General features: G+C 53.1%; 26 protein-coding genes. 9 read left to right on the forward strand and 17 right to left on the reverse strand.

Going from position 1 to position 23,829, the window contains the following annotated elements; all coding sequences use genetic code 11:
• Position 1 precedes the first annotated feature (1 nt).
• From ABJI30_RS09105 to ABJI30_RS09150, 10 genes are all read right to left on the reverse strand, one after another.
• Positions 2 to 592, reverse strand: coding sequence for a sugar transferase (locus ABJI30_RS09105; protein ID WP_348015868.1), 591 nt, complete (start codon positions 590 to 592; stop codon positions 2 to 4).
• Positions 589 to 1,413, reverse strand: coding sequence for a LicD family protein (locus ABJI30_RS09110; RefSeq protein WP_348015869.1), 825 nt, complete (start codon positions 1,411 to 1,413; stop codon positions 589 to 591). The genes ABJI30_RS09105 and ABJI30_RS09110 overlap by 4 nt, the downstream gene beginning before the upstream one ends.
• Positions 1,410 to 2,696, reverse strand: coding sequence for a hypothetical protein (locus tag ABJI30_RS09115; RefSeq protein ID WP_348015870.1), 1,287 nt, complete (start codon positions 2,694 to 2,696; stop codon positions 1,410 to 1,412). Before ABJI30_RS09115 ends, ABJI30_RS09110 begins: the two co-directional genes overlap by 4 nt.
• Positions 2,697 to 2,878: 182 nt before the next feature.
• Positions 2,879 to 3,604: a DUF2837 family protein gene (locus ABJI30_RS09120; RefSeq protein WP_348015871.1), complete on the reverse strand. Its 726-nt coding sequence runs from the start codon at positions 3,602 to 3,604 to the stop codon at positions 2,879 to 2,881.
• A gap of 61 nt (positions 3,605 to 3,665) precedes the next feature.
• A complete protein-coding gene (locus ABJI30_RS09125; protein ID WP_348015872.1) occupies positions 3,666 to 4,829 on the reverse strand; it encodes a DegT/DnrJ/EryC1/StrS family aminotransferase in 1,164 nt (387 codons plus the stop codon).
• Positions 4,830 to 4,836: 7 nt separating this feature from the next.
• A complete protein-coding gene (locus tag ABJI30_RS09130) occupies positions 4,837 to 5,769 on the reverse strand; it encodes a GDP-L-fucose synthase (protein ID WP_348015873.1) in 933 nt (310 codons plus the stop codon).
• A 34-nt stretch (positions 5,770 to 5,803) separates the two neighbouring features.
• Positions 5,804 to 6,868, reverse strand: a complete 1,065-nt coding sequence (gmd, locus tag ABJI30_RS09135; protein ID WP_348015874.1) for a GDP-mannose 4,6-dehydratase — start codon at positions 6,866 to 6,868, stop codon at positions 5,804 to 5,806.
• Positions 6,869 to 7,041: 173 nt separating this feature from the next.
• Positions 7,042 to 7,800 carry a hypothetical protein gene (locus tag ABJI30_RS09140; RefSeq protein WP_348015875.1) on the reverse strand — a complete coding sequence of 253 codons (759 nt, stop codon included), beginning with the start codon at positions 7,798 to 7,800 and terminating at the stop codon, positions 7,042 to 7,044.
• A gap of 80 nt (positions 7,801 to 7,880) precedes the next feature.
• Positions 7,881 to 8,318 (reverse strand): adenylyltransferase/cytidyltransferase family protein, encoded by a 438-nt coding sequence (locus ABJI30_RS09145; RefSeq protein ID WP_348015876.1) that lies wholly within the window; start codon positions 8,316 to 8,318, stop codon positions 7,881 to 7,883.
• 137 nt (positions 8,319 to 8,455) lie between these two features.
• On the reverse strand, positions 8,456 to 9,208 hold the full coding sequence (locus ABJI30_RS09150; RefSeq protein ID WP_348015877.1) for a hypothetical protein: 753 nt from the start codon (positions 9,206 to 9,208) through the stop codon (positions 8,456 to 8,458).
• A gap of 51 nt (positions 9,209 to 9,259) precedes the next feature.
• On the opposite strand from ABJI30_RS09150, the gene ABJI30_RS09155 reads away from it, so the two are divergent.
• Both ABJI30_RS09155 and ABJI30_RS09160 read left to right on the forward strand, forming a co-directional pair.
• Entirely contained in the window at positions 9,260 to 9,517 is a 258-nt protein-coding gene (locus tag ABJI30_RS09155) for a hypothetical protein (RefSeq protein ID WP_348015878.1), read from the forward strand.
• Positions 9,517 to 10,203: a Fic family protein gene (locus tag ABJI30_RS09160; protein ID WP_348015879.1), complete on the forward strand. Its 687-nt coding sequence runs from the start codon at positions 9,517 to 9,519 to the stop codon at positions 10,201 to 10,203. Before ABJI30_RS09155 ends, ABJI30_RS09160 begins: the two co-directional genes overlap by 1 nt.
• A 96-nt stretch (positions 10,204 to 10,299) precedes the next feature.
• Here the strand turns inward: ABJI30_RS09160 and ABJI30_RS09165 are convergent, their stop codons facing one another.
• Complete coding sequence (locus ABJI30_RS09165) at positions 10,300 to 11,646, reverse strand: reverse transcriptase domain-containing protein (RefSeq protein WP_348015880.1); 1,347 nt, start codon at positions 11,644 to 11,646, stop codon at positions 10,300 to 10,302.
• The gene (locus ABJI30_RS09170) at positions 11,646 to 12,128 is read right to left on the reverse strand and encodes an SLATT domain-containing protein (RefSeq protein ID WP_348015911.1); all 483 of its coding nucleotides are present in this window, start codon (positions 12,126 to 12,128) and stop codon (positions 11,646 to 11,648) included. Before ABJI30_RS09170 ends, ABJI30_RS09165 begins: the two co-directional genes overlap by 1 nt.
• Before the next feature lie 660 nt (positions 12,129 to 12,788).
• On the opposite strand from ABJI30_RS09170, the gene ABJI30_RS09175 reads away from it, so the two are divergent.
• Positions 12,789 to 12,938, forward strand: coding sequence for a hypothetical protein (locus ABJI30_RS09175; RefSeq protein ID WP_348015881.1), 150 nt, complete (start codon positions 12,789 to 12,791; stop codon positions 12,936 to 12,938).
• A gap of 42 nt (positions 12,939 to 12,980) precedes the next feature.
• On the opposite strand, the gene ABJI30_RS09180 is transcribed toward ABJI30_RS09175, so the two are convergent.
• The 3 genes from ABJI30_RS09180 to ABJI30_RS09190 all read right to left on the reverse strand — a co-directional run bounded on the left by ABJI30_RS09180 (position 12,981) and on the right by ABJI30_RS09190 (position 14,469).
• Positions 12,981 to 13,373, reverse strand: a complete 393-nt coding sequence (locus tag ABJI30_RS09180) for a DUF4345 domain-containing protein (RefSeq protein ID WP_348015882.1) — start codon at positions 13,371 to 13,373, stop codon at positions 12,981 to 12,983.
• A gap of 9 nt (positions 13,374 to 13,382) precedes the next feature.
• Complete coding sequence (locus ABJI30_RS09185; RefSeq protein WP_348015883.1) at positions 13,383 to 14,000, reverse strand: hypothetical protein; 618 nt, start codon at positions 13,998 to 14,000, stop codon at positions 13,383 to 13,385.
• Between the two features lie 64 nt (positions 14,001 to 14,064).
• Positions 14,065 to 14,469: a nuclear transport factor 2 family protein gene (locus tag ABJI30_RS09190; protein ID WP_348015884.1), complete on the reverse strand. Its 405-nt coding sequence runs from the start codon at positions 14,467 to 14,469 to the stop codon at positions 14,065 to 14,067.
• 234 nt (positions 14,470 to 14,703) lie between these two features.
• On the opposite strand from ABJI30_RS09190, the gene acnA reads away from it, so the two are divergent.
• Genes acnA through ABJI30_RS09205 form a run of 3 tightly spaced genes read left to right on the forward strand, consistent with a single transcriptional unit; the run spans position 14,704 to position 18,609 of the window.
• Positions 14,704 to 17,382 (forward strand): aconitate hydratase AcnA, encoded by a 2,679-nt coding sequence (gene acnA / locus ABJI30_RS09195; RefSeq protein ID WP_348015885.1) that lies wholly within the window; start codon positions 14,704 to 14,706, stop codon positions 17,380 to 17,382.
• Positions 17,383 to 17,428: 46 nt separating this feature from the next.
• Positions 17,429 to 18,082, forward strand: coding sequence for a carboxymuconolactone decarboxylase family protein (locus ABJI30_RS09200; protein ID WP_348015886.1), 654 nt, complete (start codon positions 17,429 to 17,431; stop codon positions 18,080 to 18,082).
• Positions 18,079 to 18,609 (forward strand): VOC family protein, encoded by a 531-nt coding sequence (locus tag ABJI30_RS09205; RefSeq protein WP_348015887.1) that lies wholly within the window; start codon positions 18,079 to 18,081, stop codon positions 18,607 to 18,609. Before ABJI30_RS09200 ends, ABJI30_RS09205 begins: the two co-directional genes overlap by 4 nt.
• Here ABJI30_RS09205 and ABJI30_RS09210 read toward each other — a convergent pair.
• Positions 18,606 to 19,376: a sulfite exporter TauE/SafE family protein gene (locus tag ABJI30_RS09210; RefSeq protein ID WP_348015888.1), complete on the reverse strand. Its 771-nt coding sequence runs from the start codon at positions 19,374 to 19,376 to the stop codon at positions 18,606 to 18,608. The two genes, ABJI30_RS09205 and ABJI30_RS09210, sit on opposite strands and share 4 nt — an antisense overlap.
• A 108-nt stretch (positions 19,377 to 19,484) precedes the next feature.
• On the opposite strand from ABJI30_RS09210, the gene ABJI30_RS09215 reads away from it, so the two are divergent.
• Positions 19,485 to 20,045: a rhodanese-like domain-containing protein gene (locus ABJI30_RS09215; RefSeq protein WP_348015889.1), complete on the forward strand. Its 561-nt coding sequence runs from the start codon at positions 19,485 to 19,487 to the stop codon at positions 20,043 to 20,045.
• On the opposite strand, the gene ABJI30_RS09220 is transcribed toward ABJI30_RS09215, so the two are convergent.
• Positions 20,011 to 20,652, reverse strand: coding sequence for a TetR family transcriptional regulator (locus tag ABJI30_RS09220; RefSeq protein WP_348015890.1), 642 nt, complete (start codon positions 20,650 to 20,652; stop codon positions 20,011 to 20,013). The genes ABJI30_RS09215 and ABJI30_RS09220 overlap by 35 nt on opposite strands.
• A gap of 156 nt (positions 20,653 to 20,808) precedes the next feature.
• Between ABJI30_RS09220 and ABJI30_RS09225 the strand changes: the two genes are divergently transcribed.
• Entirely contained in the window at positions 20,809 to 22,386 is a 1,578-nt protein-coding gene (locus ABJI30_RS09225) for a DUF389 domain-containing protein (protein ID WP_348015891.1), read from the forward strand.
• Between the two features lie 63 nt (positions 22,387 to 22,449).
• Positions 22,450 to 23,829 carry a DUF4139 domain-containing protein gene (locus ABJI30_RS09230; RefSeq protein WP_348015892.1) on the forward strand — a complete coding sequence of 460 codons (1,380 nt, stop codon included), beginning with the start codon at positions 22,450 to 22,452 and terminating at the stop codon, positions 23,827 to 23,829.

Raw genomic sequence — 23,829 nt, forward strand, 5'->3', positions numbered from 1 at the left:
CTCAACTCCAAATTGTACGGAACAGATAGCCGAGATCTTTTAGCAGATTATGACTGTAATAATATTCGAGATTGATCCTGACTTTCTCAGGCCAGATCACCGCTACATTATATTCTTCCGGATTGTCTACCGTCGCCAGAAGTTCTTCTTCGTTCCGGAATGATAGCGAAGCCGGACCGGTGATGCCCGGGCGCAGCTCGAGGATCAGACGGTCCTTGCCTTCCAGCTGGTCCGCAAAGCCTTCGACATCCGGTCGGGGGCCGACGAAACTCATCTGGCCCAGCAGCACATTCCACAATTGCGGAAGTTCATCGAGTTTGAATTTGCGGAAAAAGGCGCCGGACCTGGTGATCTCGCTCATTCCCTTGACGCTGACGGAGGAACGTTCTGCGGAACCCAGATTTCGCATCGTCTTGATTTTGATGATGTTGAAAAGTTTTCCGTGCCGCCCGACCCGCGGCTGCACAAAAAAGCCGTTACTGCCGGTCTCAATTGCGGCAACAAGCCAGCAGATCGCAATCAACCAGGAAGTCGCCAGCAGACCCGTCGCTGCCAAAACGATATCGAACAGCCTTTTCAGCATATTCTTCATGGCTGGTAGGGACCGAAATCGACTTTCACGGCATGTGACGGGTATTGATCCCGTATCTGCTGCGATGGCGGCTTCATGAAATCAGAGCCAAATCTCCGGGCGAGATAAGCTTCAACATTGCTCGGCACGGGCAGATGTTCGGTTTCAAATGGCACATAGCGCGCTTCGCCGAGATAGGTCTTGGGAAAGCTGGTCGCATGAAACGGTGCGCGCCCAAAAAAATGGCCAATCATTTTGGATTCGGACTGATTTCTGCTGCGAACAAATTTCAGCAGCAATGACCTGAGTGGTTTGATGTCTGCGGCCCGGGCGATGGTCATGGCAAGCCGTTTGACCGGAGACGTGGTTTCGTAGCCACGCCGGGCAAGAGCCATGGTCGACAAGACGCGGGCCGTAAAATACTGAAGATAGCGCAACGGCTTGCTGGAAAAGGCATGATTCAGGCACATGATGTCTATGTAGATGCCGTGATGCATGTCCCTGCCAGCAGTATCGGATTCCAGAAAAATCGTGTCATTAAGCCTGAGCTTGGAAAAGAAAAGAGGCCACTCTTCGGTATTTTCACGTTGCAGGTAAAAGCGATCTTCATCGAGGCTGTCGCTCGCGGCATCGAAAAATTTCTTGTAGTTCTCGGCATCCATGAAAACGTCATAGTCATCATCCCAGGGAATGAAGCCGCCATGCCGCATGGCGCCCAGAGCGGTACCTCCCATAAGATAATAGGAAATGTCATGGGATTTGCAAAAAGCATCGAAATAGGTCGCGATTTCGAGGATCGTTTTTTGCAGTCTATGGAGATCGTCCTGAGAAATTGCGCTCATGCCGGAGCTCGTGTTCCATCTGGTGCCGTTTCCTGTGCCATATTTTCATCCCGCAGACTCTTTTCCAGCTTGTCGCGTTTTTCTACAAGATCCGCATTTTTGGACAATCGCAGACAAGCCGCTGCCACGACCCAGGGCACGGGGTTTCCGAGTGACCCGAACAACGTGATTTTGACCAGTAATATGAACAGAATGATGAACCGGTTTTGCCCGCTCCCGACCAGTTCCCGATTGGAAAACTGGGAGTAGAGCCAGTAGGCAAAGACAAGAATCCCCAGGACCCCGATGTCCAGCATCAGATTTGGAATGACTCCCGGTGCCCGGACCGGAAATGCCAGACCGTCATTGTAAATAATGAAATAGCGGAATTCATAATAGGGCAGGCCGGATGCTTCCAGCGCGATAACCGATGCTTCCTGCCAGTTTCCAATTCCAAACCCGATCGGGTTCATCAACCCTCCGACGATGAATGCATATAATGCCAACAGCCTGTGTCCCGCCTCGTTAGCGAGGAAAAACACCAGATCATCCAATGTGGAAAACTGTTCAAGACTGGATATCAGGATGACAAACCGGCCGCCGATGTTGATCGTCGGAAGCAGGAAGAGCCCGCCGATCCCTGCCAGCCAAAGCAACCAGACAGTGGGTTTTTTGACGGAAATCAGAATGATGACAAGGCCACAGAAAAAGACGGCAGAAGCGGCCTTGATGATCAGCAGAATATAAGCGAGCAACAGAAGGTCCCAGATCACGAAGCCGCGCTGGTTCTGACTTCCGAGCCGGAACAGCAGGTACAGGAAAGTCAGCTCGATTCCGGCGCGAGCGGGTTCGCTGGACAGCAGGGTGACACCGCGATCCCCCATTTCCGTCAAGGCAGAGCCCGTGGCGCGCGGGACAAGGAATGAAATCGCATCGCTCACTTGTTGCAGAAGGGCGAAATTTTGCATGATCCCGATGATCAAAAGTCCAAAAAACGAGACTTTTCCGGCTTTGACCACGGCCTCCAGATTCTTGCCATCCAAATTCAAAATACAGACAAAAATCAGGAAAATATTCAGATAAGCCGCAAAACTGCGCAGCACATCTGTTTCCTGGCTTTCGAGGAAATAGTTTCCATAGATTCCGGTCGCAAAAGCGGACAGGCTCAATATTCCGACGAACAGCAGCGTCGCATTGTCAAGACGCCGAAGATAAAACAGACAGTATATCAGTGCCCACGGAAAAATCTCTGCCGTCAGCAATCCGAATGTTATGGAAGGAAAATAGAGAAGGTAACTGAGCATGGGCGTGTTGGTTAAATCCTCTGATCACAAAACAAATAATGCGTGCGCATATCGCGATTTGCCGGAGAGAAACCCAAGTGTCCTTTCGAAGTTTGCTGAGCGGCTATCCATAGTAGTTTGATCGGGGCATGCCAAGCGCGGCCTTGTCATCGATCGGGATTATCTTGCGCGCTGACTGCCCCTCACGCCAACAGCAGATCCAGCGGGTCGAGATAGAGCAAGATGAAGAATGTCGCTGCGCAAAGCGCATTGGCAAATATTCTTGCCGAGATGATGCTCTTCAGGGTGTGCAGGGGAGCTTCATTTTTATCCACCGCGACCGAAAATGTCGGATCTATGAAATAGGCAAGAAGGAATGTTCCGGCGGCATTCAGCGCCGGGCTGAGCTGCACGATGAAAACACGGTTTTCCGGAAAAAATGATGCGACAAAAGGAATGGAAAACAGGTTGAGAGAATAGAGCACATAAACGAAAAATGCGATCAGGAAGGTTTTCCGGCTGCGTTTCCTCACCATTTCACTGATTTCGGTTTCAACCTCGGCGCCGCTATCTTTCAGCGTTTGTGCATCTTTTCCGATCTGTTTGGCGAAAAGGCGCCGGATCATCCAGATGCCGATGCGCTGAATTCTCTCATCGAAAAGCAAAATACAAATCAACAGGGCAACCGTGAGCAGACAGCTCAGCCAACCTGCCATCAAAATATCTTCGGACGCGCCGTCATCAACCAGAATTCCGATGATCGGAAAGGTCACCATCACCACCAGACGCGAAGCATTGTTGAAAAATACCTGAGCGGAATATCCAAGCGAAATCAGCCCGATGCGTTTGCCTGACAGCCGCAGCATATAGGATACGCAATCGATAAATTGCATGGCTGCCATGCCAAAAAGAGCGATTGCGACGAACATCAGTAAGCCAATAAGCTGGAAATCCGGGAACGAGAAGCCCTAACTGGCAGACATGGATGGATCATATGCTGCGGATTGCTTCGGCGGCTGCTTCGAGGTCATAATGATGATTGCCGACGAAAAGGCCATGGGTGTCGATATGATCCGCATTGTCGAGGGATCCTGCAATTTCATAATCAAAATAATCGACGACTTCGTTCTTTGCGAAATTTCCGGTCACGATTGGTCGGGATTCAAATCCCTTCGCATCCAATGCATTCCGTAACTGCTTGCGTGTCATGTCTGATCCCGGGCGGATTATCAGGCTGAATCCAAACCAGCTCGACTGCCCGATTTCTTCCTGCAATTGAATGTGAGGGTGATTGGACAGGGCACCAAGGAAAAATTCCGCGTTCTTGCGTCGTTGTGACACCAGGTCGGGCAGTTTTTTTAACTGCTCGATGCCGAGGCTGCCTGACATTTCCAGAGGACGGACATTGTAGCCGGGAAGAACGAAACGAAAGGATTCCTCGAACGGGTCATCACTTTTGTCATCGCAAACCAGATTGCTTTTGGGCAGATTTCTGGTCCAGCCATGGGCCCTGAGACTTAGCAGAATATGATAGAGTTCTTCATCATCGGTGGCGATCAGGCCACCTTCCATGGTTGAGATATGGTGGGAGAAGAAGCTGCTGAAGCTACCCATGACCCCGAACGTGCCGGCTTGCTTGCCATCAAATGTGGCGCCCATGGACTCGCAATTATCTTCAATCATGACGATATTCCGGTCGCCGATGATACGGTTGATCTCCGCAAAATCATTTGGATTTCCGAGAAGATTGACCGCCATGATCGCACGGGTATTGTCAGTGACAGCCTGTTCCAGCGCTTTAAGATCGAAATTCAGCGTGTTCAGATCGATATCAACGAATTTGATCTTCAGGCCATATTGATAGAGCGGATAGTAGGTCGTGCTCCATGACACGGCCGGTACAATTACTTCATCTCCCGGTTGCAACTGCAGATCAGCCTGTTTGGTATAGCGCAGCGCCGCCACCATCAGCAGGTTTGCGGATGATCCGGAATTTACCATCACACAATGGCGACTGCCCAAATAACTGGCGAATTCCTTCTCAAATCGGGCGACATTGGGGCCCATGGTGAACATGCCGCTATCGACAACGGACTGGATAGCCTTGAGTTCATTGTCATCCCAGGATGACGATGCGAGTGGAAAATCGGTCATCGAAATATCAGCTTTCTTCGAGGTAAAATTTGGTCGTCTTGGTGAGGCCATCAACCAGCGATGTCGCGGGCATCCAGCCCCATTTTTTCTGCCGGGTCACGTCTACCAGCTTTTGCTTCATGCCGACCGGTTTTGAAAGGTCATGCACGAATTCACCTTCCCAGCCGACAACTTTTGCGACAGCGGCATAATAGTCATTGATCGAGTGATCCTGGCCAACGCCAATATTCATTTCCTGCGGCAGATCGCTTTGATCGCTGGCGTTTTTCCAGACCGCGTCAGCGAGATCAGACGCATACATGAATTCCCGCCGGGCCGTCCCGTCACCCCAGATTTCCACTTCGCGATCGCCATTTTTCAGGGCGTTCTGCATTTTCACGATAATCGCTGGTATCAGGTGCGACTTTCCTTCGGCAAAGCTGTCATGCCGACCGAACAGATTGCAGGGAATCAGTGTTTTATAGTTGAAACCGGAATCTTCACTCCGGATATACTGACACAGGCGGGCAGCACAGATTTTCGCCAGCGCATAGCCTTCGTTGGTCGGTTCCAGCTCGCCGTCGAGTATCTGTTCTTCGCGCAGCGGATTGGGCGCATTGCGCGGATACATGCACGAACTTCCGATATTGATCAGACGCGGTACGCCGGCTTCACGGGCGGCATTGATCAGGTTCATGCCCATCTGCATGTTTTGTGTCAGAAAGTCCGTAGGCCGAGCCATATTGGCTTGAATCCCGCCCACCAGGCCGGCGGCGTGAACAACGCAGTCAGGCGCAATCTCGCGAACATATTCGCGGGTTGCATCCCAGTCTGTCAGATCAACATCCTTGCTCGACGGAGCGTGAATATCCCATTTGCCGGCCGCTTCATGCTCTTGCAGATTGCGACCGACCATGCCGGATCCACCGGTGATCAGCACCTTTGCCGGGCGATCGTTCATGGCTTTTCCGTCAGGTTCGAATGGCGCGTAACTATCATTTCTGGTTCAATTGGGCCGTTGCTTCCTCGAGGTCGCTCTGGACCATTTCCCGCACCAGGTCGCGGACACTGGTTTCATGTTCCCATCCCAGTTTTTCCTTGGCCTTGGTCGGATCACCGATCAACAGCTCCACTTCGGTAGGGCGGAAATAGCGCGGGTCGATCTCGATCAGGCATTTGCCGGTTTTTTTGCACAAGCCGCGTTCGCTAACGCCTTCGCCTTCCCAAGCCAGATCGATACCGACATCGGCAAATGCCCATTCCACAAACTGACGCACGGTGGTTGTGGCACCGGTGGCCAGAACATAGTCATCGGGTTCATCCTGCTGCATCATCAGCCACATCCCCCGGACATATTCGCGGGCATGACCCCAGTCGCGCTTGGCATCCAGATTGCCCAGATACAGCTTGTCCTGTTGTTCCAGATGAATGGCTGCGGCCGCGCGGGTGATCTTGCGCGTCACAAAGGTTTCGCCGCGCAGCGGGCTTTCATGATTGAACAATATGCCGTTGGAAGCATGCATCCCGTAGGCTTCGCGATAATTGACCACGATCCAATAGGCATAGAGTTTGGCCGCAGCATAAGGAGAGCGCGGATAGAAAGGCGTTGTTTCCTTTTGCGGCACTTCCTGCACAAGGCCGTAAAGTTCCGATGTCGATGCCTGATAGAAACGGCATGTCTTTTCGATCCCGAGGATGCGCATTGCCTCCAGCAGCCGCAGCGTGCCGACGGCATCTGCATTGGCGGTATATTCCGGTGTGTCGAAACTGACCTGCACATGGCTTTGGGCGGCCAGATTGTAGATTTCTGACGGCTGGGTTTCCTGAATGATCCGGATCAGATTGGTGCTGTCGGTCATGTCCCCGTAATGCAGGTGAAAACGGGCGTTTTCCTGATGCGGATCCTGATAGATATCCTCGATACGCGAGGTGTTGAATGACGAGCTGCGTCGTTTGATCCCGTGGACTGTGTAGCCCTCGTCGAGCAACAGCTGCGCGAGATAGGCTCCATCCTGTCCGGTTACGCCGGTGATCAGGGCGACTTTTGAGCGTGTTGACATAATTTTAGCGTCCTCTGACATGATTATCCTGACCGCGGGTATCTGGCAGGATATAGTTGTCTTTAGAATGAATTTGCGATGCTCTTTGTCTCAAACATGGGCAATGTCAAGCGGGCAGCCCGGCATCCGTCGCCGGTTCCGTGTCCGGTCGGACACAGGCCCGGGGAAAGCCCCTATCTCCGGCGCTCCAGCCGGGTGATCAACGCCGGTGGCAAGCGGCGGTGATATTGCCGAAACAGAAACTCTTTTGTCTCCCTGACCATGAAGGCCCAGCGGGTTTCAACCGGGCGACTGGGGTCGATCGGATAGTTTTTCTGTTTCATCAGATTATAGCCGGGGCGCATCCACACGCCCTTGCGCAACAGGTGGCGGTGCCAGAATATCTGACGATCTGCTGACAGCAGCCGTTCTGCGCCGACACGCTGGCCGACATTAATCTCGAACTCCCACGCGGTTTCGCCCTTTTTCAGCAGCCGTGACAGATAATCCTTGCGGATCAGGCCATAGACCAGCGTGCAGCAGTAGATGCCGGATTTGTTGATGCGGCGGACGTCGCGATCGACCGTCTCTTCGCGATAATTGTTCGGATAGAGCGTCAGATAGGGCCAGTCATGCCGCTCCGCCTGTTCAAAATGCATCTGCAGCTGCTTCACGTCGAGATTGACGAGGAAGAAGTCGTCGAAAATGAACAGCACACGCTCTTCCTTGATATGCGGCAGCGCGGTCTGGAGATTGGTCGACCAGTCGATGTCATCGCCAATGCAAATGGTCGTGACCCGGTCATCGTCCAGCGTCTTGTGATTGGCGAGCAGGTACAGGGAATAGGGGCAGTCAGGCCAGGTTTCGAAAAACTGCTGGAAAAACGGTGCCCACAGATCGGAAAATCCGTCGAAGGACAAGATGCATATGGCAATGTTGGGGCGTTGCGCCATGGGGTCAGTTTCCTGTTATTGGTCGGCGGCGCCGGGCGCCTGCCGGATCATCCGGGCCGAGATCACCCGGGCCGTTTCACTTAGACCGAAAATTCACGCTTGTTGATATCTTCCAGCACCTGGCCAAGATGCGAGGATGACACGCTGCTGGTATAAGGGAAGTAGACAATCTCGACCCCGTCACTGGCAAATTTCTTCTCCAGCTCGCTGAACAGCGGATCGCCTTTCCAGTCATCGCCGACAAACATCACGTCAAAGCCGATATCCTGATAGGCCTTGTATTTGTCGCGGTGGGTCTGGGTGACAATCTCGTCGACATATTTGACGCCGGAGAGGATTTCCATCCGGTCCTCGACCGAGATGATCGGCCGTTTCTTCTTGTAGCTTTCGACAAGGTCGTCGGTGCTGACGCCGACAATCAGATGATCACAATGTTCGCGCGCGCGCTTCAGGATGCGCAGATGGCCGACATGAAACATGTCAAAAACGCCGGTGGTATAGCCAATTTTCTTTGTCATCGCAGAACCTGTATGTTGAATAAGTGCAGATCAGTCGCGGGCAGGGGCGAATTCCAGTGCCCGGTTTGGGTGCCCAAATCCAGAGCCATTGCCAGCGCCGGAGCGAGACGTTCTCCAACACGACTGTCACAAAACTGTCAACCGTTTCCTGCACCGGACAGCGGCGCAATCCGCACGGTCTGCGGCGCATCGGCAAGCCGCCCGGCATCCTGCTCCGCAGCATCGGGAAGCGGCAGCCCCCGATCCGCAAACCGCCGCACCGCCGCCACCACCTCCGCAGTCACCCCTTCGCCGGTCTTGATATTGATCTTGCGTTCCCCGGTCTCCTGCTGTTCGCGCGCGCGGCGGCGTTCGAGATTGGCGCGCATCATGTTGAGCTTTGCATCAATCCGCGCGCGCACTTCGGCGGCAGATTCGGTGTCATCATGTTTGCGCCCCTCGTCGTCAAACCGGAAGCCCGCCTGCCATTCCTCCAGCGTGATCACCTTGTCCGCCGTGTGATTGCCGATTTTGCCATCGAGATCGCCCTGCTTGATCAAAAGCGCGAGCATCGCATCGGACGGCTGGATCCGCCGCTCCACTTCTTCGCCGCCCCGGATGATAATCGTCTCGCGCCCGACCACGGCGCGTTCATGCGCAATCGCCATCAACCCCCGCCGCGCATCGGCCAGCGCCGCATCCCACGCGGCGCGAAAATCCGCATCCTGCTCGCGCAGCCGGTAACCGGAGCGCGTCGACATCCCGATCACCCGCGCGGCATCGGCCACACAGCCGGTCTGGCGCAGCGTGGCGAGAAACGTCCTGGTCCGCGCAAGCGTCCACCCGTCATGGCGCTGGCGATAGCTGGGGATAAGCGGGTTTTTGGGGGAGGTGTCGGGGGATTCAGGCATGGGCGAGGGTTTAGGCGAAGGTGGGGGGTGTAGGAAAGGGTGTTGGGTTAGGTGGAAAATAATTTCCGGCATTTATCACAGTTTGTGATTTTGGAGGTTGCCAACGACGCATATCGGATTCATATATTGGAAATGAGCGAAAATATTCAAAAATTGATCGATGCAGCAAGAAGCCGTGAAATGTCCGGTGCCGAAAAAGAGGCGCAGCGGCGCAGCTTTGCCTATGGCAACGCACATATTGAGAATGATCGTGTGACCCGCGAGATGGTTGCGAAGGCGGCAGATAAAATCGGCAGAAGCCAAGATTAATGGGTGCTAATGATCGGGAGAGCAAGGCAGAAGAGCCTTCGCTGATCACCGATCCTGAAGAAAAGGCTCGCTGCGAGTCAGAAAATGCCATTGCGCAGTTTGACCGCGTGCTAGATTTGATTGATCAAGTGGTGCGCGATATGAGACCGTTTCGATTGCGCAACTCCACAATCTTCGATCTACACAGACTGGCGCTCGAGGGACTGTCCTCTCATGCAGGAACTTATCGTCCGGCGGGCGTCGAAATCGGCGCCAGCAAACATATCCCGCCCGATGCGCATCTCGTACCACCACACATTGATGACATGTGTGATTATGTGATGGACAATTTTGAGGAAAAAACTGCGCTGCACCTTTGCGCCTATGTTATGTGGCGGCTGAATTGGATTCACCCATTTACAGACGGTAATGGTCGGACATCTCGCGCGCTGGCGTATTTCGTATTGTGCGCCAAAATCGGCTATCGCTTGCCGGGACTTGAAACCATTCCGGAGCAGATTGCCAACAACAAGAGCCCTTACTATGACGCGCTAGAAGCAGCAGACTTGCGATGGAAGGAGGAGGTTCTTGATTTGAGCGATCTCGAAGCATTGCTAAACGAGTGCTTAGCCAAGCAGTTACTCTCGGCTTATGAAGATGCCCAAAATCCAGAAGCCAGCGGAGGACAGGAAAGGAAGTTTCACTAAAGAAATTCTCGCATTGTTGGTTTCTCGCCTTGAAACTTTTGCTTCGTGGGGTTGGGGTGCTTGAGGTTTAAGTTTGGTGCAATCCATTTCTGAATTCTAAGAAAATGAGTCTAGGATATCTTGTTCAAGTACTTCGATTTCTTTATCCAGTACCCTCCTATACAACACTTCAAAGTCTTCGAGGTCCAGTATTTCCAGATCAGATTTGTGGCGACCTGTCATAAGCGATACGAAATCAATTTTGTCTGAATAATCATAATCATCAAATTTTTGAAAATAGTTGGTTTTCTTGAAATTCTGTCGAATCTCATGCCAAGCTCTCACAAACTTCTTTATTCTTTTGGGATCAATTTCTGGAGCATATTCGCGACACATCGACTGAACAAAATAATCCAGTCTACCCAATTGGTTCAGATCGTTGGTTTGTGAAAAGAAAAACAGCCAACCTTTTCGTTTTCCTTCAAATATACATCCGGCAATTTTTAGATTCAGACGGAAAATAAATTTCTCAGACTTCCGTGTGTATTTAAATGACGTGAATACTTTCATCAAGTTTTCAAACATCCGATTGTAGGAACTCTTCCTGACTTTTGTTTGTCCAGGAGAAAGTGTGTAACCCAGATAGTCGATAGCCTTCTTGAGAGGTCTTATGTCGGATTTACTACCATCTTTGAGCGGATGCTCTTCCAATCCTATCGACCTTAGGTCTTCAGCCAACTCTTTGAATATCCGAGATGATTTATGAGATGGGCAAACTACTAAAATGTCATCAACGTAGCGCCAATACGCGTATTTTTTTGTGTACTTGACGTCAAGCTCATTCAAAAAAATTGATGAGAGCATTGTTGATATGCTTAACCCTTGAGGAATACCTTGAGTGCTTTCGATCTGAGTCTTCGAAGCGCCAGTCGGGTTCTGAATTGCCTTTCTGACTAGACTAATCGCCTTAGGATCAATTTTTCTCTTATCCAGTTTTTGTAGCAAAAGTTCATGGTCAATTGACGGAAAAAAATTCTTCACGTCGATTCGAATAAACGAATGGTCGATTAAACCTTTGTCGAGCGTCGATGTTATTTCTCGAATGTATCTGTGAGGAAGGCTTGGCTTTGCGTCGTCGTTGTTTGCCACGAGATATTCATTCAATGCACGCAGTGTAAGACGATCCCTTATTGTAGGGATCGAGATTAATCTAGGAAATTGATCTGCACCTTTTGCAATCAGTTTTTGTTTGTAACAAGTGAAGCCATAAGTCTCTTCAAGGCATTTTTTCGCAATCAATTCCGCTTCAAGATGCAGTATTGAGGCAAATTTCTCCTTACGGACCCCATCTTTGCCAACAGCCGACGACTTGCGAACTTTTTGGAGATATAGATTCACTAGAGATTTTGGATCGAAGTAAGATTCAAAATCGTTGGCAGGAAGCTCGATATCTAAAGTTAGCATCAGTTCCAAGTTTTCCAGAAAACTGTAGCCAAAAGATATATTGGAAGGACGGTCATCAGAACTATTAGCGCTATTTCAAGAACTTTTTGAGAATAGAATTCAACGATTCTACGCCTGGAAATGGCAATTTTTTCGCCAGCTGAGTTTGTCAGTGTTCTTCCAACACGTTCGGAGCCAATTACCATGCTAACATAATCGCCATCACTATGATTTGGATATTTGTCTAATATTTCACCATAGATTCGGTATTTTTCTTTGTCTCCGATTTCCCGGTTGTGGAGCTTATCCAATTCCAAGTAACAAGATCGAAATAGGCCCGCTTTTTTTGAAAAATCGAATCCATAAATAATCACAGACGCAGCGAAGATAGCTACCGACATCATGAAAATTATGAAATCCTGAGTTGTGTTCCGACTTGCAATTGCGAACACGGAAAAAACAATCAACGACGCCGAGTAATAAGATAAAACTAGATGAGCTATTCAATCGTAAGCCAAGTATTTTTTTTCTGAATGAACTCTAGTTTTCGAAGTTATCCAAATTTTATCGTTCGCTGACATTGTGATTAAAGACCTTAGGCGCAGGTTATATAATTGAAAGCTACTTATTCCTATTGAAAGGATGATTAAAAACCAAGAAATATTCTTAAATGATAAGAACGATCCGAATAAACGAACCAGTCCATGAAGGACTAACCTGCGCCCAATACCACACATAGGATCAATTGATTGGAATTTAAAGCCTAGCGAAAAATGATTCTCGCTTTCGTTCTTTTGAGAACGACATGTTTCGATATGCACCCCTTCCCCAATCCCAACACATCCGCTAAACCTCATCCCGCAACGGGCCAATTCCCGTTGTGAGGCATAGTAACCTCATGATTGCACGCTCTGGTCGTTATTCATACGACCGGGTGGCCGTCACGTATGTCCAGGGTCCGCCTAAAGGTGGCGGCGCTCCATGCGTGCATGGCGTTACTATCACCCGGTTCTGACCAGACCGCGCCTCTTCATTTGATAAAAGAGGTCGCACTCCATGCCGAACACCACTCCCGATTCCGAACGCACGGAAACCTTCATCCGCTGGCTCTGCTCTGGCGCCTTTGTCGGGCTGGCGGTCTTTGCGCTTTGGGACATGTCGCGATGATAGAGCAAAAGCCCCGCAATCGCGCCCGAAATGGACTACGCAACCGCCTCCGCGCGCGCCTGCTGGATGGCTTTGTCTTTGGCGCGTCCATATTGGTGATTGTGCTGTTGCTGCTCGGCTTTCTTGGCTTTGTCGGGCGGGGCTGAGCGGTCCTTCGACAGGCTCAGGACCAACGGTTGTCGGCAGGCTCAGGATGAGCGGTTATCAGACGCAAACGCCTTGCGCCACCAAAACCACAGCACCGGCGGCATCAGCAATTCCAGCGCCCACAAAATCTGGAACATCATATTGGGCAGGCCGACTTGCGCCGCGGAGATGGCTCTGGCCAGTCCGCCGAGGAAGAAGATCAGCAGCAGTGCCTTATACAGACCACCGCGCGCCTGCAGGTCGCGGCTGCACCAGACCAGCGCCGCGCCAAAGCCGAGGAACAGGGTGGCGTAGAACCGGTCCTCGCTGTCCATCGTCGCATTGACCGGGATCGATCCGGGGATCACCGCCGGGCCCAGGGCAATGTGCGACAGCGCAATGCCCATGCAGGCAATGCCGAACAGCAGGATGATGATTTTGAGCGCGCTTTGCATGGCGGCAGTCTAGCCCGGTTCCGGCAATTTCGCCAGCATCCTTCGCCGCACGAGCAATACCGCCACAAACAGCACGCAGGCCATCCCGACCGCAGCCGGGAACAGCACGGTGGTCCACGAATAATTTTCCAGCGCCGCGATCACCGCGGCATTGCGGGCGATGGCAACGGCGAAGAAGGTCGCGTTTTCCTCATGCGGCTTGTCGATCACCTTGCGCACTGACGGGCCAAAGCCGAGCAGGTCGACCACCGTCAGCACGATCACGGCGGACAGCGCGGTGTTGGTGAGGAACCACAGGGGCAGTGCGCTGAGCGCGAGGATCAGGAACAGCCAGTCGATCCGCACGAACGACAGGTCCGGTGATTTTTTGAGGGCCAGAAACGCGACGCCAAATGTCAGCAGCCCGGATATGCCAATCGGCCACGCGCCAATGCCGGCGCCGTCGGACAGCTGCGCAAAGGCGACGATCACCGTGCCCGCGCCCCAGATAAACCACGAGAAGACATGCGGCCGGGTCTCCCCGCGCCAGATCGTGAGATAATAAGGCACAAAGGCCGCAAAAGTCAGCACCAGCGCCAGCGCGCCGAACGCTTGCTTGCTGAGGAGAGTGGGCAGGGCATCGGTCATCGGGCCTGTCTATCGCGGTGCGCGGGGTCTGGCGACAGTTACCTGTGCAACAAAAAGCCCCGCCTTAAAACATCCCGTTATCATGTTTCGCATCGCCGGAGATCAGCTGCAGCACGTCCCAGTGCTCGACAATCTTGCCCGCGTCATCAAAGCGGAAAATGTCGATGCCTGCATATTCTAGGTCATCGCCATCCGGGTTGGGCCAGTGCTGATAGCAATGCAGCACCACCATATTGCCCTCGGCCACGTGGCGTTTAACCTCCATACGCTTGCCCGGCCATTCGCGCGCCATGCGTTCGAAATAGGCGATAAATTCTTCTTTGCCATCGCCGACATCGGGATTGTGCTGGATATAGCTGTCCCCGACATAACGCTCGACCCCCGCGCGCGGCTGGCTCTGGTTGAACATCAGGTCGTAGAAATCTTTGGCGGTCTGGACGTTCTGCTCGGTCTGGCTCTTGGCGGTCATTGGCGATCTCCGGTGGTGCGCGGTTTATGATAGCGGGAGAAGTTGCCCCTGAGAACTGTCCATTGAGAACTGTCCATGGAGACCTGTCCAAAATACAACAAACTTCGCTCGCTACATTGCGCCCGCTGCGCCCCTGCGCTAAAGCGCTCCCGACATCTGATTCACCAACCGTTTGCGCTGCCATCAGCACGTTCCCCACTCGGTTGAAACAATGATAAAACGGAGCATTAATCCATGACGACCACCGGACAAGATTCACTCGGCACGCGCGCAACCCTCTCGGTCGGCGGTACCGACTATGCCTATTATTCGCTGGCCAAGGCGGCCGCAAAGCTCGGCAATATCGACCGGCTGCCCTATACGCTGAAGGTCCTGCTCGAAAACATGCTGCGCTTTGAAGATGGCGGCCACACGGTCGCGGCAGATGATGCGCAGGCGGTGGTTGACTGGCAGAAAGAAGCGAAGAGTGCGGCGGAAATTCAATATCGCCCGGCCCGCGTTTTGATGCAGGATTTCACTGGCGTTCCCGCGGTTGTCGATCTCGCGGCGATGCGCGACGGGATCAAGGCGCTTGGCGGCGACGCAGAAAAGATCAACCCGCAGGTGCCGGTGCATCTGGTTATTGATCACTCGGTGATGGTCGACGAATTCGGTACGCCGCAAGCGTTCGAGAATAATGTCGCGCTGGAATATCAGCGCAATATGGAGCGTTATGAATTCCTCAAATGGGGATCGAAAGCGTTTGACAATTTCAGCGTTGTTCCTCCCGGAACCGGCATTTGCCATCAGGTTAATCTGGAAAATATCGCCAAGGCGGTCTGGTCTTCGAAGGATCAGAACGGCGTTCTGACGGCTTATCCTGATACCTGTGTGGGTACGGACAGCCATACCACCATGATCAATGGTCTGGGCGTGCTCGGCTGGGGCGTGGGCGGTATTGAGGCGGAAGCCGCCATGCTGGGTCAGCCGGTTTCCATGCTGATCCCCGAAGTTGTTGGATTCAAGCTTACCGGCGAACTGGCCGAAGGCATTACCGCAACCGACCTCGTGCTGACCTGTGTGCAGATGCTGCGCGAAGTTGGTGTGGTTGGACGTTTTGTGGAATTTTACGGACCAGGTGTGGCGGCATTGTCGCTGGCCGATCGCGCAACCATTGCCAATATGGCACCGGAATATGGCGCAACTTGCGGTTACTTCCCGATTGATGACAAGACGCTCGACTATTTGCGCCTGACCGGCCGCAGCGAAGCGGACATTGCTTTGTGCGAAGCCTATTCCAAGGAACAGGGTTTCTGGCGGCTCGATGACGCGCCCGAGGCGATCTACACCAAGACGCTCGATCTCGACATGACCAGCGTGGTGCCATCGCTGTCCGGACCGAAACTGCCACAGCAGCGCGTCTCGATGGCCGATCTCGACGAGAGCTTCAACAATGACATTACCGAAGTGTTCAACAGCAGTGATCCAGACAAGCGCGTCGCGGTAGATGGCGTCGATCATGATCTTGGTCATGGTGATGTAACGATCGCGGCGATTACGTCCTGTACCAACACCTCCAACCCGAGCGTGCTCATCGCCGCCGGTCTGGTCGCCCGCAAGGCGCGGGAGCGAGGCCTGCAGCGCAAACCCTGGGTGAAAAGCTCGCTGGCGCCCGGATCACAGGTGGTCACAGACTATCTCGATAAGGCGGGATTGAGCGAAGACCTCAACTATCTTGGCTTTAACCTGGTCGGCTACGGCTGCACGACCTGCATCGGCAACTCCGGGCCATTACCGGCACCGATTTCCAAGGCAATCAATGACAATGATCTGGTCGCGGCTTCCGTGCTTTCCGGCAACCGCAACTTTGAAGGCCGCGTATCACAGGATGTACGCGCCAACTATCTCGCATCACCTCCGCTGGTGGTGGCTTATGCGCTGAAAGGCACGGTCCGCGAGGATATGTACGAAACGCCGATCGGGCAGGGCAGCGATGGCGAAGATGTCTATCTGCGCGATATCTGGCCGACCAATGACGAAGTCAATGCGGCGATGGGCGGTGCGGTCTCTCGCGAAATGTTCGAAAGCCGCTATGCCAATGTCTATGACGGCGATGCCGCGTGGCAGGATATCGACGTGACCGGCGGTGACACTTATCAATGGCGCGCAGGCTCGACCTATGTCGCCAACCCGCCTTATTTCGAGGGCATGGAAATGACCCCGGCCCCTGTTGGAGATATCGTCGACGCCAAGACTTTGGCGGTGTTGGGCGACAGCATCACCACTGACCATATCTCTCCCGCCGGCGCCATCAAGGAAGACAGCCCGGCAGGCGAATATCTGCGCGATCATCAGGTCAACAAGCAGGACTTCAACAGCTATGGGTCGCGTCGCGGCAACCATGATGTGATGATGCGCGGGACTTTCGCGAACATCCGCATCAAGAACGAAATGGCCGATGGCAAGGAAGGTGGCTACACCAAATATGATGGCGAAATCATGCCGATCTATGACGCTGCGATGCGTCACAAGGCAGACGGTAATGAACTGGTCGTTATTGGCGGTGAACAATATGGAACAGGTTCATCACGGGACTGGGCGGCCAAGGGCACAAATCTGCTCGGCGTCCGCGCGGTCATCGTCGAAAGCTACGAGCGTATTCACCGGAGCAATCTGGTCGGAATGGGCGTCTTGCCATTGCAATTTGCCGAAGGCGTAGATCGCAATACGTTGAGCCTCAACGGTACCGAGACCTTCACGATCAAAGGCGTTGCAACCCTGGAACCGCGTCAGACTGTTGAAGTCGAAATGACTCGCGCCGATGGTACGACCTCAACATTCAATACGCTCTGCCGGATCGATACTGCCAATGAAATGGAATATTTCCTGAACGGCGGCATCCTGCATTATGTGTTGCGGAATCTGGCGGGGTAGCAAGCGCCGCCAAATTGTGCATAGTCGGGGCACAGGAGAGAGATCCATGCCCCGACTGCGCGAGATACCGCGATCTGAAGTGACCGATGACTATGTGCTTGGTCTGTACAACATGCTTTTTGGCGATCGTGATCCGGTAGCGGAACCTGGAACAGCAACCGGAACGCCGGGCAATTGGTGGACGGTTTTTGCGCAGGTTCCCGACGCGTTCAAGCATACGACAGAAGGCTTTGGTTTTTACCGATCAGCCAATCGAAAGCTTGACCCGAAACTGCGCGAGCTGGGACAAATTCGCGCAGGTTATGCGGTGGGATCACAATTTGTTTTCTCCCAGCACAGCAAGGCGATGCGCTTTGAGGGATTTTCCGAAGAACAGGTGGCAGCAATTCCCAACTGGTCAGTTGCCAATTGCTTCAGCGAGCTGCAGCGCGCGGTTCTCGCTTATACGGACTGCCTCGTGCTGGAGCGGGGGAGGGTGCCGGACGGGGTTTTTGAGACGCTGAAAAAGCATCTCTGCGAAGTCGAGATTCTGGAGCTGACTTATATAACCTGCACCTACATGATGCATGCTGTGATGAGCCGGGCGCTGAAGCTGGAATTTGACGATGTCGACGAAAGGATTGTGGAAGTGCCCGCACCGGACGGCGCCACAGCAGACGTCATGGGCATGGTTGATAAAAGGAAGGACACGGACAAATGAGTTATCACCATCTCGCTTTGGGGGCGAAAGACATGAAGGCCATTCATGCTTTTTACGAAGGCATTATGGGATTTGAACTGGTCAAGGTCGAGATTGCACCGCTGATGGGCGGCGGCTGGGGCAAGCATTTCTTTTATCGCATGGACGGCGATGACAGCCGTTTCATTGCCTTCTGGGAATTGAATGATACACCTGATCCTGAAAGCCATTCCTATGACCTGAACAAGGCCGCCGGAATGCCGCAGGGCACCAATCACTACAGCTTTTCTGTCGAAACTAAGGAAGAACTGGACCAATGGCGGGCGAAATGGAATGCAGCCGACCTGGATGTGCTGGAGATCGATCATAACTGGTGCCGGTCGATCTATACTCGCGATCCCAATGACAATATGGTGGAATTCTGCCTGACCACCGGCAGCTTCACGGACGAGGACCGGACGCGCGCGATTTCAGCGCTCGACGAAACGGAGATGAACCCGTCACCCCCGCCCGCGATGATGAAACAGTGGCTGGCGGCAGATGCCTAAAGCAGCCTGATCAAAGCCACGCCTGCTGCGACCACCAGCAAGGCAATGACGAAAACCCGCCAGACGGGTTCGGAAACCCGTCCGAAAAATTGCGAGCCGAGATGATTGCCGCCGATCATCAGCGGGCAAGTCAGCGCCGTCAAAATGATCGCCTGTTTGTCAATCATCCCGAGCCACAGCGCGACGCCGGTGCCGGCAATGGATGTGGCGAAAAAAATGGCCATCATCGAGGCGCGGGATATTGCTGGCGGAACCTGTTCCCGGACAAAATGAAGCACAACGGGCGGTCCCGGCATTGCTGCAAATCCATTGAGCAAACCCGAAGTTGAACCCACCAGGGCGATTCGGGACAGGGAGTTATTGAGGGTAGGCGCGCGCTTCATCATGAAGGCAAAGAAGCTCACGATGGCGATGCCGGTTATCAGCAATCTTGCAATATCTGCGCTTACAATGTCCAAAAGCCACAGACCCAGAGGCGTTGTCACCCAGGCCCATGCCGAAATCTTGCCGACGAGAGGGACATCCACAATCGACAAGGTTTTGCGGATGCCAATTGGCCCCATCAGCAGTTGCATCAATATCGCCATGATTACTGCGATTTGTGGTGTCGCGACCAGTCCCACAAACGGGACCGCCAGAATGGCATAACCAAAACCCGTCAATCCGCGGAAGAATGAAGCTCCGCCAACAACAAACGCGATCAGCACAAATGATGCCAGCGAGATATTCGCATAGGTTTGAAACCAGAGATCCATTGCAGAAACCATGATGGCTCATTGCCGAAAAAGCCGAGGTGGGCAATATCAAAACAGGCTGTTCATCTGGAGTAAAAACGGAACATTCTAGTTTCCGGTTCTTCTGGTAGGAGATTGGAAATGCATCGCCGAATTGTAGCAGCAGCGATAATAGCGGGGCTTGGTTCCGGTGCGGCCCAGGCCGAGACGTTGCAACCAGAGACAAATCCCCAGATAGATTATCGCGGGTTTGCGGCGTTGACCGGCGAGTTGGAAGGCTATCGCTCCGAGCGACTGGTGACCCTCGAGCGCTTCCATGAACTGGCGCAGCAACCGGACGCCATCATTTTGGATACGCGATCCGCGGCAGCTTTCGAGATGGGCCATATTGCCGGAGCCGTAAATTTGCCGTTTTCGGATTTTACCGATGCCAAACTGGTCAAAGTCATCGGTGACAAGACCCGACCCATTTTGATCTACTGTAACAATAATTTTTCGAATAACGTCAGACCGATTGCCCTGAAAAGAACACCGTTGGCGCTCAATATCCCGACGTTCATCAATCTATATGGCTATGGCTATCAGAACATATACGAGCTGAATGACATTGTGGATATCACTGATCCCGCCGTCAAATGGCAGGGCCTTGATTTTTCGAAAATACTGGTCAGGCCACAACGTGCAATGCGGGATCCCCGTTAGCGCGGCGCGCAGCGTCTCCGTTCAACCCGGTCAAGATGGTTCCAATAACCTGGCGCAACCGTTCTTCGGTTGCGAGATGCATCATCATCATCATGAGCTGGGGATTGCAGAAAGGTTGCATCATGGTGTTGACCAGCGAAATGACCGCGTCCAGCTCCAGTCCCTTGAAATAGCCGGCATCCATCGCCTCGGCCAATATGGTCGCCATATAGTGGTCAGCAAGATCGACATAGCCTTTGATGACTTCGAAATGTTCGTCACCCAATTCCATATAGGATGCAAAAAGCTCGGGATCTTCGTCATAGCGGGCGCGTTTCAAAACCAGCCGCCTGGCGAAAAACTGGTAGAGTTTTTCTTCTACCGGCATATCGGCGTCAACCAGCTCTCTCATGATGACTTCGAGATCGGCAAACCACTCACCTGCCATGGCTTCGGCCAGCGCGTCCTTGTTCTCGAAGAAGCGATAAAGGTTGGATTGGGACATGCCAGCTGCTGTAGCCAGATCTGTCATGGTGAAGCTGATCGCTCCCTTGTCGCGGATCATTTGATCGGCGGTTTCCAGGATTTGCTGGCGCTTGGCTTCGATATCGGTTTCTGGACGGGCCATATTGAAAACTCCGGGGGATTCTCCGCGGCACAATAGCCGCTCCGATCTATATAGGTGATACGGTTTCCTGATAAAAGAGTATTTTGTTCATTTTTCAATTACCCGCCAGGTAAGGTTTTTCTTTTCACCTGCTGATTTGAATGGTTACAAAGGGTTATGAACGATCATTCAGTATCCTCTCGTGAAACCGAAAAACGGGAAGCGAAAAAGCAAGCCGGGATGTTTTCGCCGATCACCGGAAGCTACAAGCTGCTGAGACGCTGGTGGCGGATGGCGGTGCAATCGGAAGTGGATCAGCCGGCGGTTATCGAAAAAATCAAGGCGGACTGCAGTTTCACACCGCGCTATTCCTTTTTGATATGCATGTCGGCCGGCATTGCAATTCTGGGTTTGCTGCTGTCTTCGCCTGCGGTGGTCATCGGTGCGATGCTGCTTTCACCGCTCATGTATCCGATCATGGGTGCCGGATTTGCATCGGCGACAGGGGATTCGGCCTGGCTGAAAGATACCGGCTGGGCATTGTTTCTGGGAACCATCATCGCCATTCTATTTTCGGCGCTGGTTGTATTCTTTTCTCCCTTGCAAACCGTAACTCCGGAAATTGCATCGCGGACCCGGCCAAATCTTTTTGACTTGGGCGTTGCGGTGTTTTCCGGATTGGCCGGTGCCTATGCCATGATCAGAGGGGGCATGGGAACAATTGTCGGCGTCGCGATCGCGACAGCATTGATGCCGCCATTGGCCGTCGTGGGCTTTGGTCTTGCAACCGCGAACTGGGCGGTATTCGGGGGGTCGATACTTTTATATTTTACCAACCTGATGACCATTGCGCTGACCGCTACGGTCATGGCCTGGCTGTACGGTTTTCGATCCTATTTGTCGGAGCGGCAAACGCAGTTTCAGATATTTGCAATGGTGGTGGTATTTATAGGGCTTGCCATACCGCTCGGCATTTCACTGGTACAGATTGGCCATGAAGCGAATATTTCGCGGTCTGCCAATGGATATATCAAGGACCAGTTTGGTCCGCGAGCAAGGGTTTCGCAGATCGATATTGATTTCAATTCTGATCCCGTGATTGTGTCAGCTTCTGTCTTTACTCCCGTCATCAAGCCAGGCGCCGAAGAGCAAAGCTCGCGGGTTTTAAGCCGTGCGTTCCGGGAGACAATACAGGTTCAGATTGAACAATATCGGGTGGAAACGGGGATTGATGCGGCCAAAGCAGAGCTCGCCGCGGTTCGTGCACAGGAACAGCAGCAAGCTGTCGAAACACAGGTCAGCAAGTTGCGGGAAAGTCTTGCGCTTGTTGCAGGGGTTGGCGCGGATGATGTGGTGATCGACAGCAATCGGCGCCGCGCCATTGTGATGGCGAAGTCTCTCCCTGGAGCGTCATTGCAAACTTATTATACGCTGGAGCAGCGCATGTCGGCACAGATGAGCGACTGGGCGATCAACATCCAGCCGCCGCCAACTGCGCTGCCCGAACTGGTCATCAGCAACGGCGGCCTCACCGACGCGTCAAAACAAAAAATGGAGTGGATCGGCTGGGCTGCACAGCGCAGTACGATGGCCATGAGGATGAGCGGATCCGATGACGATATGGATATTGTTGCAGCCGAATTGGCGCGGCAGAATCTTTTTTTCACCAGAGAACAGGCCGCAGACACATCCCGCGGACGTGTCCTGATCAAGTGGATGTTGCCTGAGCAATCAGGTGAACAAACGAACGAATAAGTGTTTACGCTACATTCATTTTGTCAGCGATAGACCGGTCTACGGGAACGATGGAGAGAATATATGCGGATTCTTGCAATTTCGGGTCTGGTGCTGGCGACCATAGCCACGCCAGCGATCAGTCAGTCATCCGGACAGGGCGACATTTCGGTCACGATATACAATAATAATCTGGCATTGGTGCAGGATACCAGACGGTTGAATATCCCGTCCGGGCGCTCGGTACAGACATTTCCAGGCGTTTCAGGGCAGATCCGGGCAGAGACTGTTGGCTTTAATGCCGCGAATACCGGGATTGTTGAACAGAATTTTGATTATGATCTTCTGTCCCCGGCCAAGCTGATGGAAAAGGCGGTCGGTGAAACCGTAACGATTGTGCGAATCAACCCGGCAACAGGCCAGGAAAAACGAGAGAGAGCAAAGGTTCTCGCAGCCAATGGCGGCGTGGTTCTGCAGATTGGCAGCAGGATCGAAGTCCTGCGCGATGATCGTCTTCCCACGAGAGTGATTTTCGACAAGGTTCCAAATAACTTGCGGGCCCGGCCGACTTTATCGGTGACCCTAAACAGTTCCCGTGGCGGCGTTCGCCCGGCGCAGCTCAGCTATTTGACCAGCGGCATGGGCTGGAAAGCCGACTATGTGGCCTTGTTCGATGAAAATGCCGGCCGGATGGATGTCCAGGGCTGGGTCACGCTGACCAACAATACGGGGACCACATTCAACGACGCCAAAACCCTGCTTGTCGCCGGTACGCCAAGCGTCAATGGTCAGCGCAATTCAAACCGCCGGAACAATATCCGGCGGGCAGGGACGGAAAGCGCGAACCGGGAGTCTCTCGGTGATTTTTACCTCTACCCACTGGCAGCCCGCACCACGATCGCGAATGCACAGACCAAACAGGTGAGCTTTCTGGATGTCCCCGGTGCCCCGGCGCAAAAGACCTATGAGTATACCAATCGCTGGCTCGGTACCCAGCGGGAAGCCCAAAGCGCTGCGACTGTGTTGCAGTTTAGTTCTTCCAAGGATGGCGGACTTGGCGATGCCCTGCCAGCTGGTACAGTGCGCGTGTACATGAAGGATGCTGCCGGACAGCCGCAATTTATTGGTGAGAACAATATCGGCCACACACCCATGGGCTCGGAACTGGGCTTGAAAACAGGTGAAGCATTTGATGTCAAAGTGAAGCCAACGGTGGTCAAGCGAACGCGTTTGTCGTCAACCAAATGGCGCAGCAGCATGTCTTATGAGTTGAGCAACGCCCGCTCGGCCCCGGTCACCGTCTCGCTGATCCAGGATGGCCTGGACTTTTACTGGTCGGACACACGCATCGTATCGGAGAGCTTGAAGAGCGAGCGCCGGTCTTCGAACAGCATCGTCTGGAAAGTGCCGATTCCAGCCAATGGCCGCACGACTGTCACGGCCACATTCGAGACGCGGTTCTAG

It is taken from the genome of Parasphingorhabdus sp. (genome assembly GCF_039968395.1).
In the GTDB taxonomy this organism is placed as follows: domain Bacteria; phylum Pseudomonadota; class Alphaproteobacteria; order Sphingomonadales; family Sphingomonadaceae; genus Parasphingorhabdus.

Excerpts from the sequence above, each read along its gene's own strand:
- ABJI30_RS09105 (WP_348015868.1), bottom strand. The coding sequence starts at position 592 with ATGAAGAATATGCTGAAAAGGCTGTTCGATATCGTTTTGGCAGCGACG.
- ABJI30_RS09110 (WP_348015869.1), bottom strand. The coding sequence starts at position 1,413 with ATGAGCGCAATTTCTCAGGACGATCTCCATAGACTGCAAAAAACGATC.
- ABJI30_RS09115 (WP_348015870.1), bottom strand. The coding sequence starts at position 2,696 with ATGCTCAGTTACCTTCTCTATTTTCCTTCCATAACATTCGGATTGCTG.
- ABJI30_RS09120 (WP_348015871.1), bottom strand. The coding sequence starts at position 3,604 with ATGTTCGTCGCAATCGCTCTTTTTGGCATGGCAGCCATGCAATTTATC.
- ABJI30_RS09125 (WP_348015872.1), bottom strand. The coding sequence starts at position 4,829 with ATGACCGATTTTCCACTCGCATCGTCATCCTGGGATGACAATGAACTC.
- ABJI30_RS09130 (WP_348015873.1), bottom strand. The coding sequence starts at position 5,769 with ATGAACGATCGCCCGGCAAAGGTGCTGATCACCGGTGGATCCGGCATG.
- gmd (WP_348015874.1), bottom strand. The coding sequence starts at position 6,868 with ATGTCAACACGCTCAAAAGTCGCCCTGATCACCGGCGTAACCGGACAG.
- ABJI30_RS09140 (WP_348015875.1), bottom strand. The coding sequence starts at position 7,800 with ATGGCGCAACGCCCCAACATTGCCATATGCATCTTGTCCTTCGACGGA.
- ABJI30_RS09145 (WP_348015876.1), bottom strand. The coding sequence starts at position 8,318 with ATGACAAAGAAAATTGGCTATACCACCGGCGTTTTTGACATGTTTCAT.
- ABJI30_RS09150 (WP_348015877.1), bottom strand. The coding sequence starts at position 9,208 with ATGCCTGAATCCCCCGACACCTCCCCCAAAAACCCGCTTATCCCCAGC.
- ABJI30_RS09160 (WP_348015879.1), top strand. The coding sequence starts at position 9,517 with ATGGGTGCTAATGATCGGGAGAGCAAGGCAGAAGAGCCTTCGCTGATC.
- ABJI30_RS09165 (WP_348015880.1), bottom strand. The coding sequence starts at position 11,646 with ATGCTAACTTTAGATATCGAGCTTCCTGCCAACGATTTTGAATCTTAC.
- ABJI30_RS09175 (WP_348015881.1), top strand. The coding sequence starts at position 12,789 with ATGATAGAGCAAAAGCCCCGCAATCGCGCCCGAAATGGACTACGCAAC.
- ABJI30_RS09180 (WP_348015882.1), bottom strand. The coding sequence starts at position 13,373 with ATGCAAAGCGCGCTCAAAATCATCATCCTGCTGTTCGGCATTGCCTGC.
- ABJI30_RS09185 (WP_348015883.1), bottom strand. The coding sequence starts at position 14,000 with ATGACCGATGCCCTGCCCACTCTCCTCAGCAAGCAAGCGTTCGGCGCG.
- ABJI30_RS09190 (WP_348015884.1), bottom strand. The coding sequence starts at position 14,469 with ATGACCGCCAAGAGCCAGACCGAGCAGAACGTCCAGACCGCCAAAGAT.
- acnA (WP_348015885.1), top strand. The coding sequence starts at position 14,704 with ATGACGACCACCGGACAAGATTCACTCGGCACGCGCGCAACCCTCTCG.
- ABJI30_RS09200 (WP_348015886.1), top strand. The coding sequence starts at position 17,429 with ATGCCCCGACTGCGCGAGATACCGCGATCTGAAGTGACCGATGACTAT.
- ABJI30_RS09205 (WP_348015887.1), top strand. The coding sequence starts at position 18,079 with ATGAGTTATCACCATCTCGCTTTGGGGGCGAAAGACATGAAGGCCATT.
- ABJI30_RS09210 (WP_348015888.1), bottom strand. The coding sequence starts at position 19,376 with ATGGTTTCTGCAATGGATCTCTGGTTTCAAACCTATGCGAATATCTCG.
- ABJI30_RS09215 (WP_348015889.1), top strand. The coding sequence starts at position 19,485 with ATGCATCGCCGAATTGTAGCAGCAGCGATAATAGCGGGGCTTGGTTCC.
- ABJI30_RS09220 (WP_348015890.1), bottom strand. The coding sequence starts at position 20,652 with ATGGCCCGTCCAGAAACCGATATCGAAGCCAAGCGCCAGCAAATCCTG.
- ABJI30_RS09225 (WP_348015891.1), top strand. The coding sequence starts at position 20,809 with ATGAACGATCATTCAGTATCCTCTCGTGAAACCGAAAAACGGGAAGCG.
- ABJI30_RS09230 (WP_348015892.1), top strand. The coding sequence starts at position 22,450 with ATGCGGATTCTTGCAATTTCGGGTCTGGTGCTGGCGACCATAGCCACG.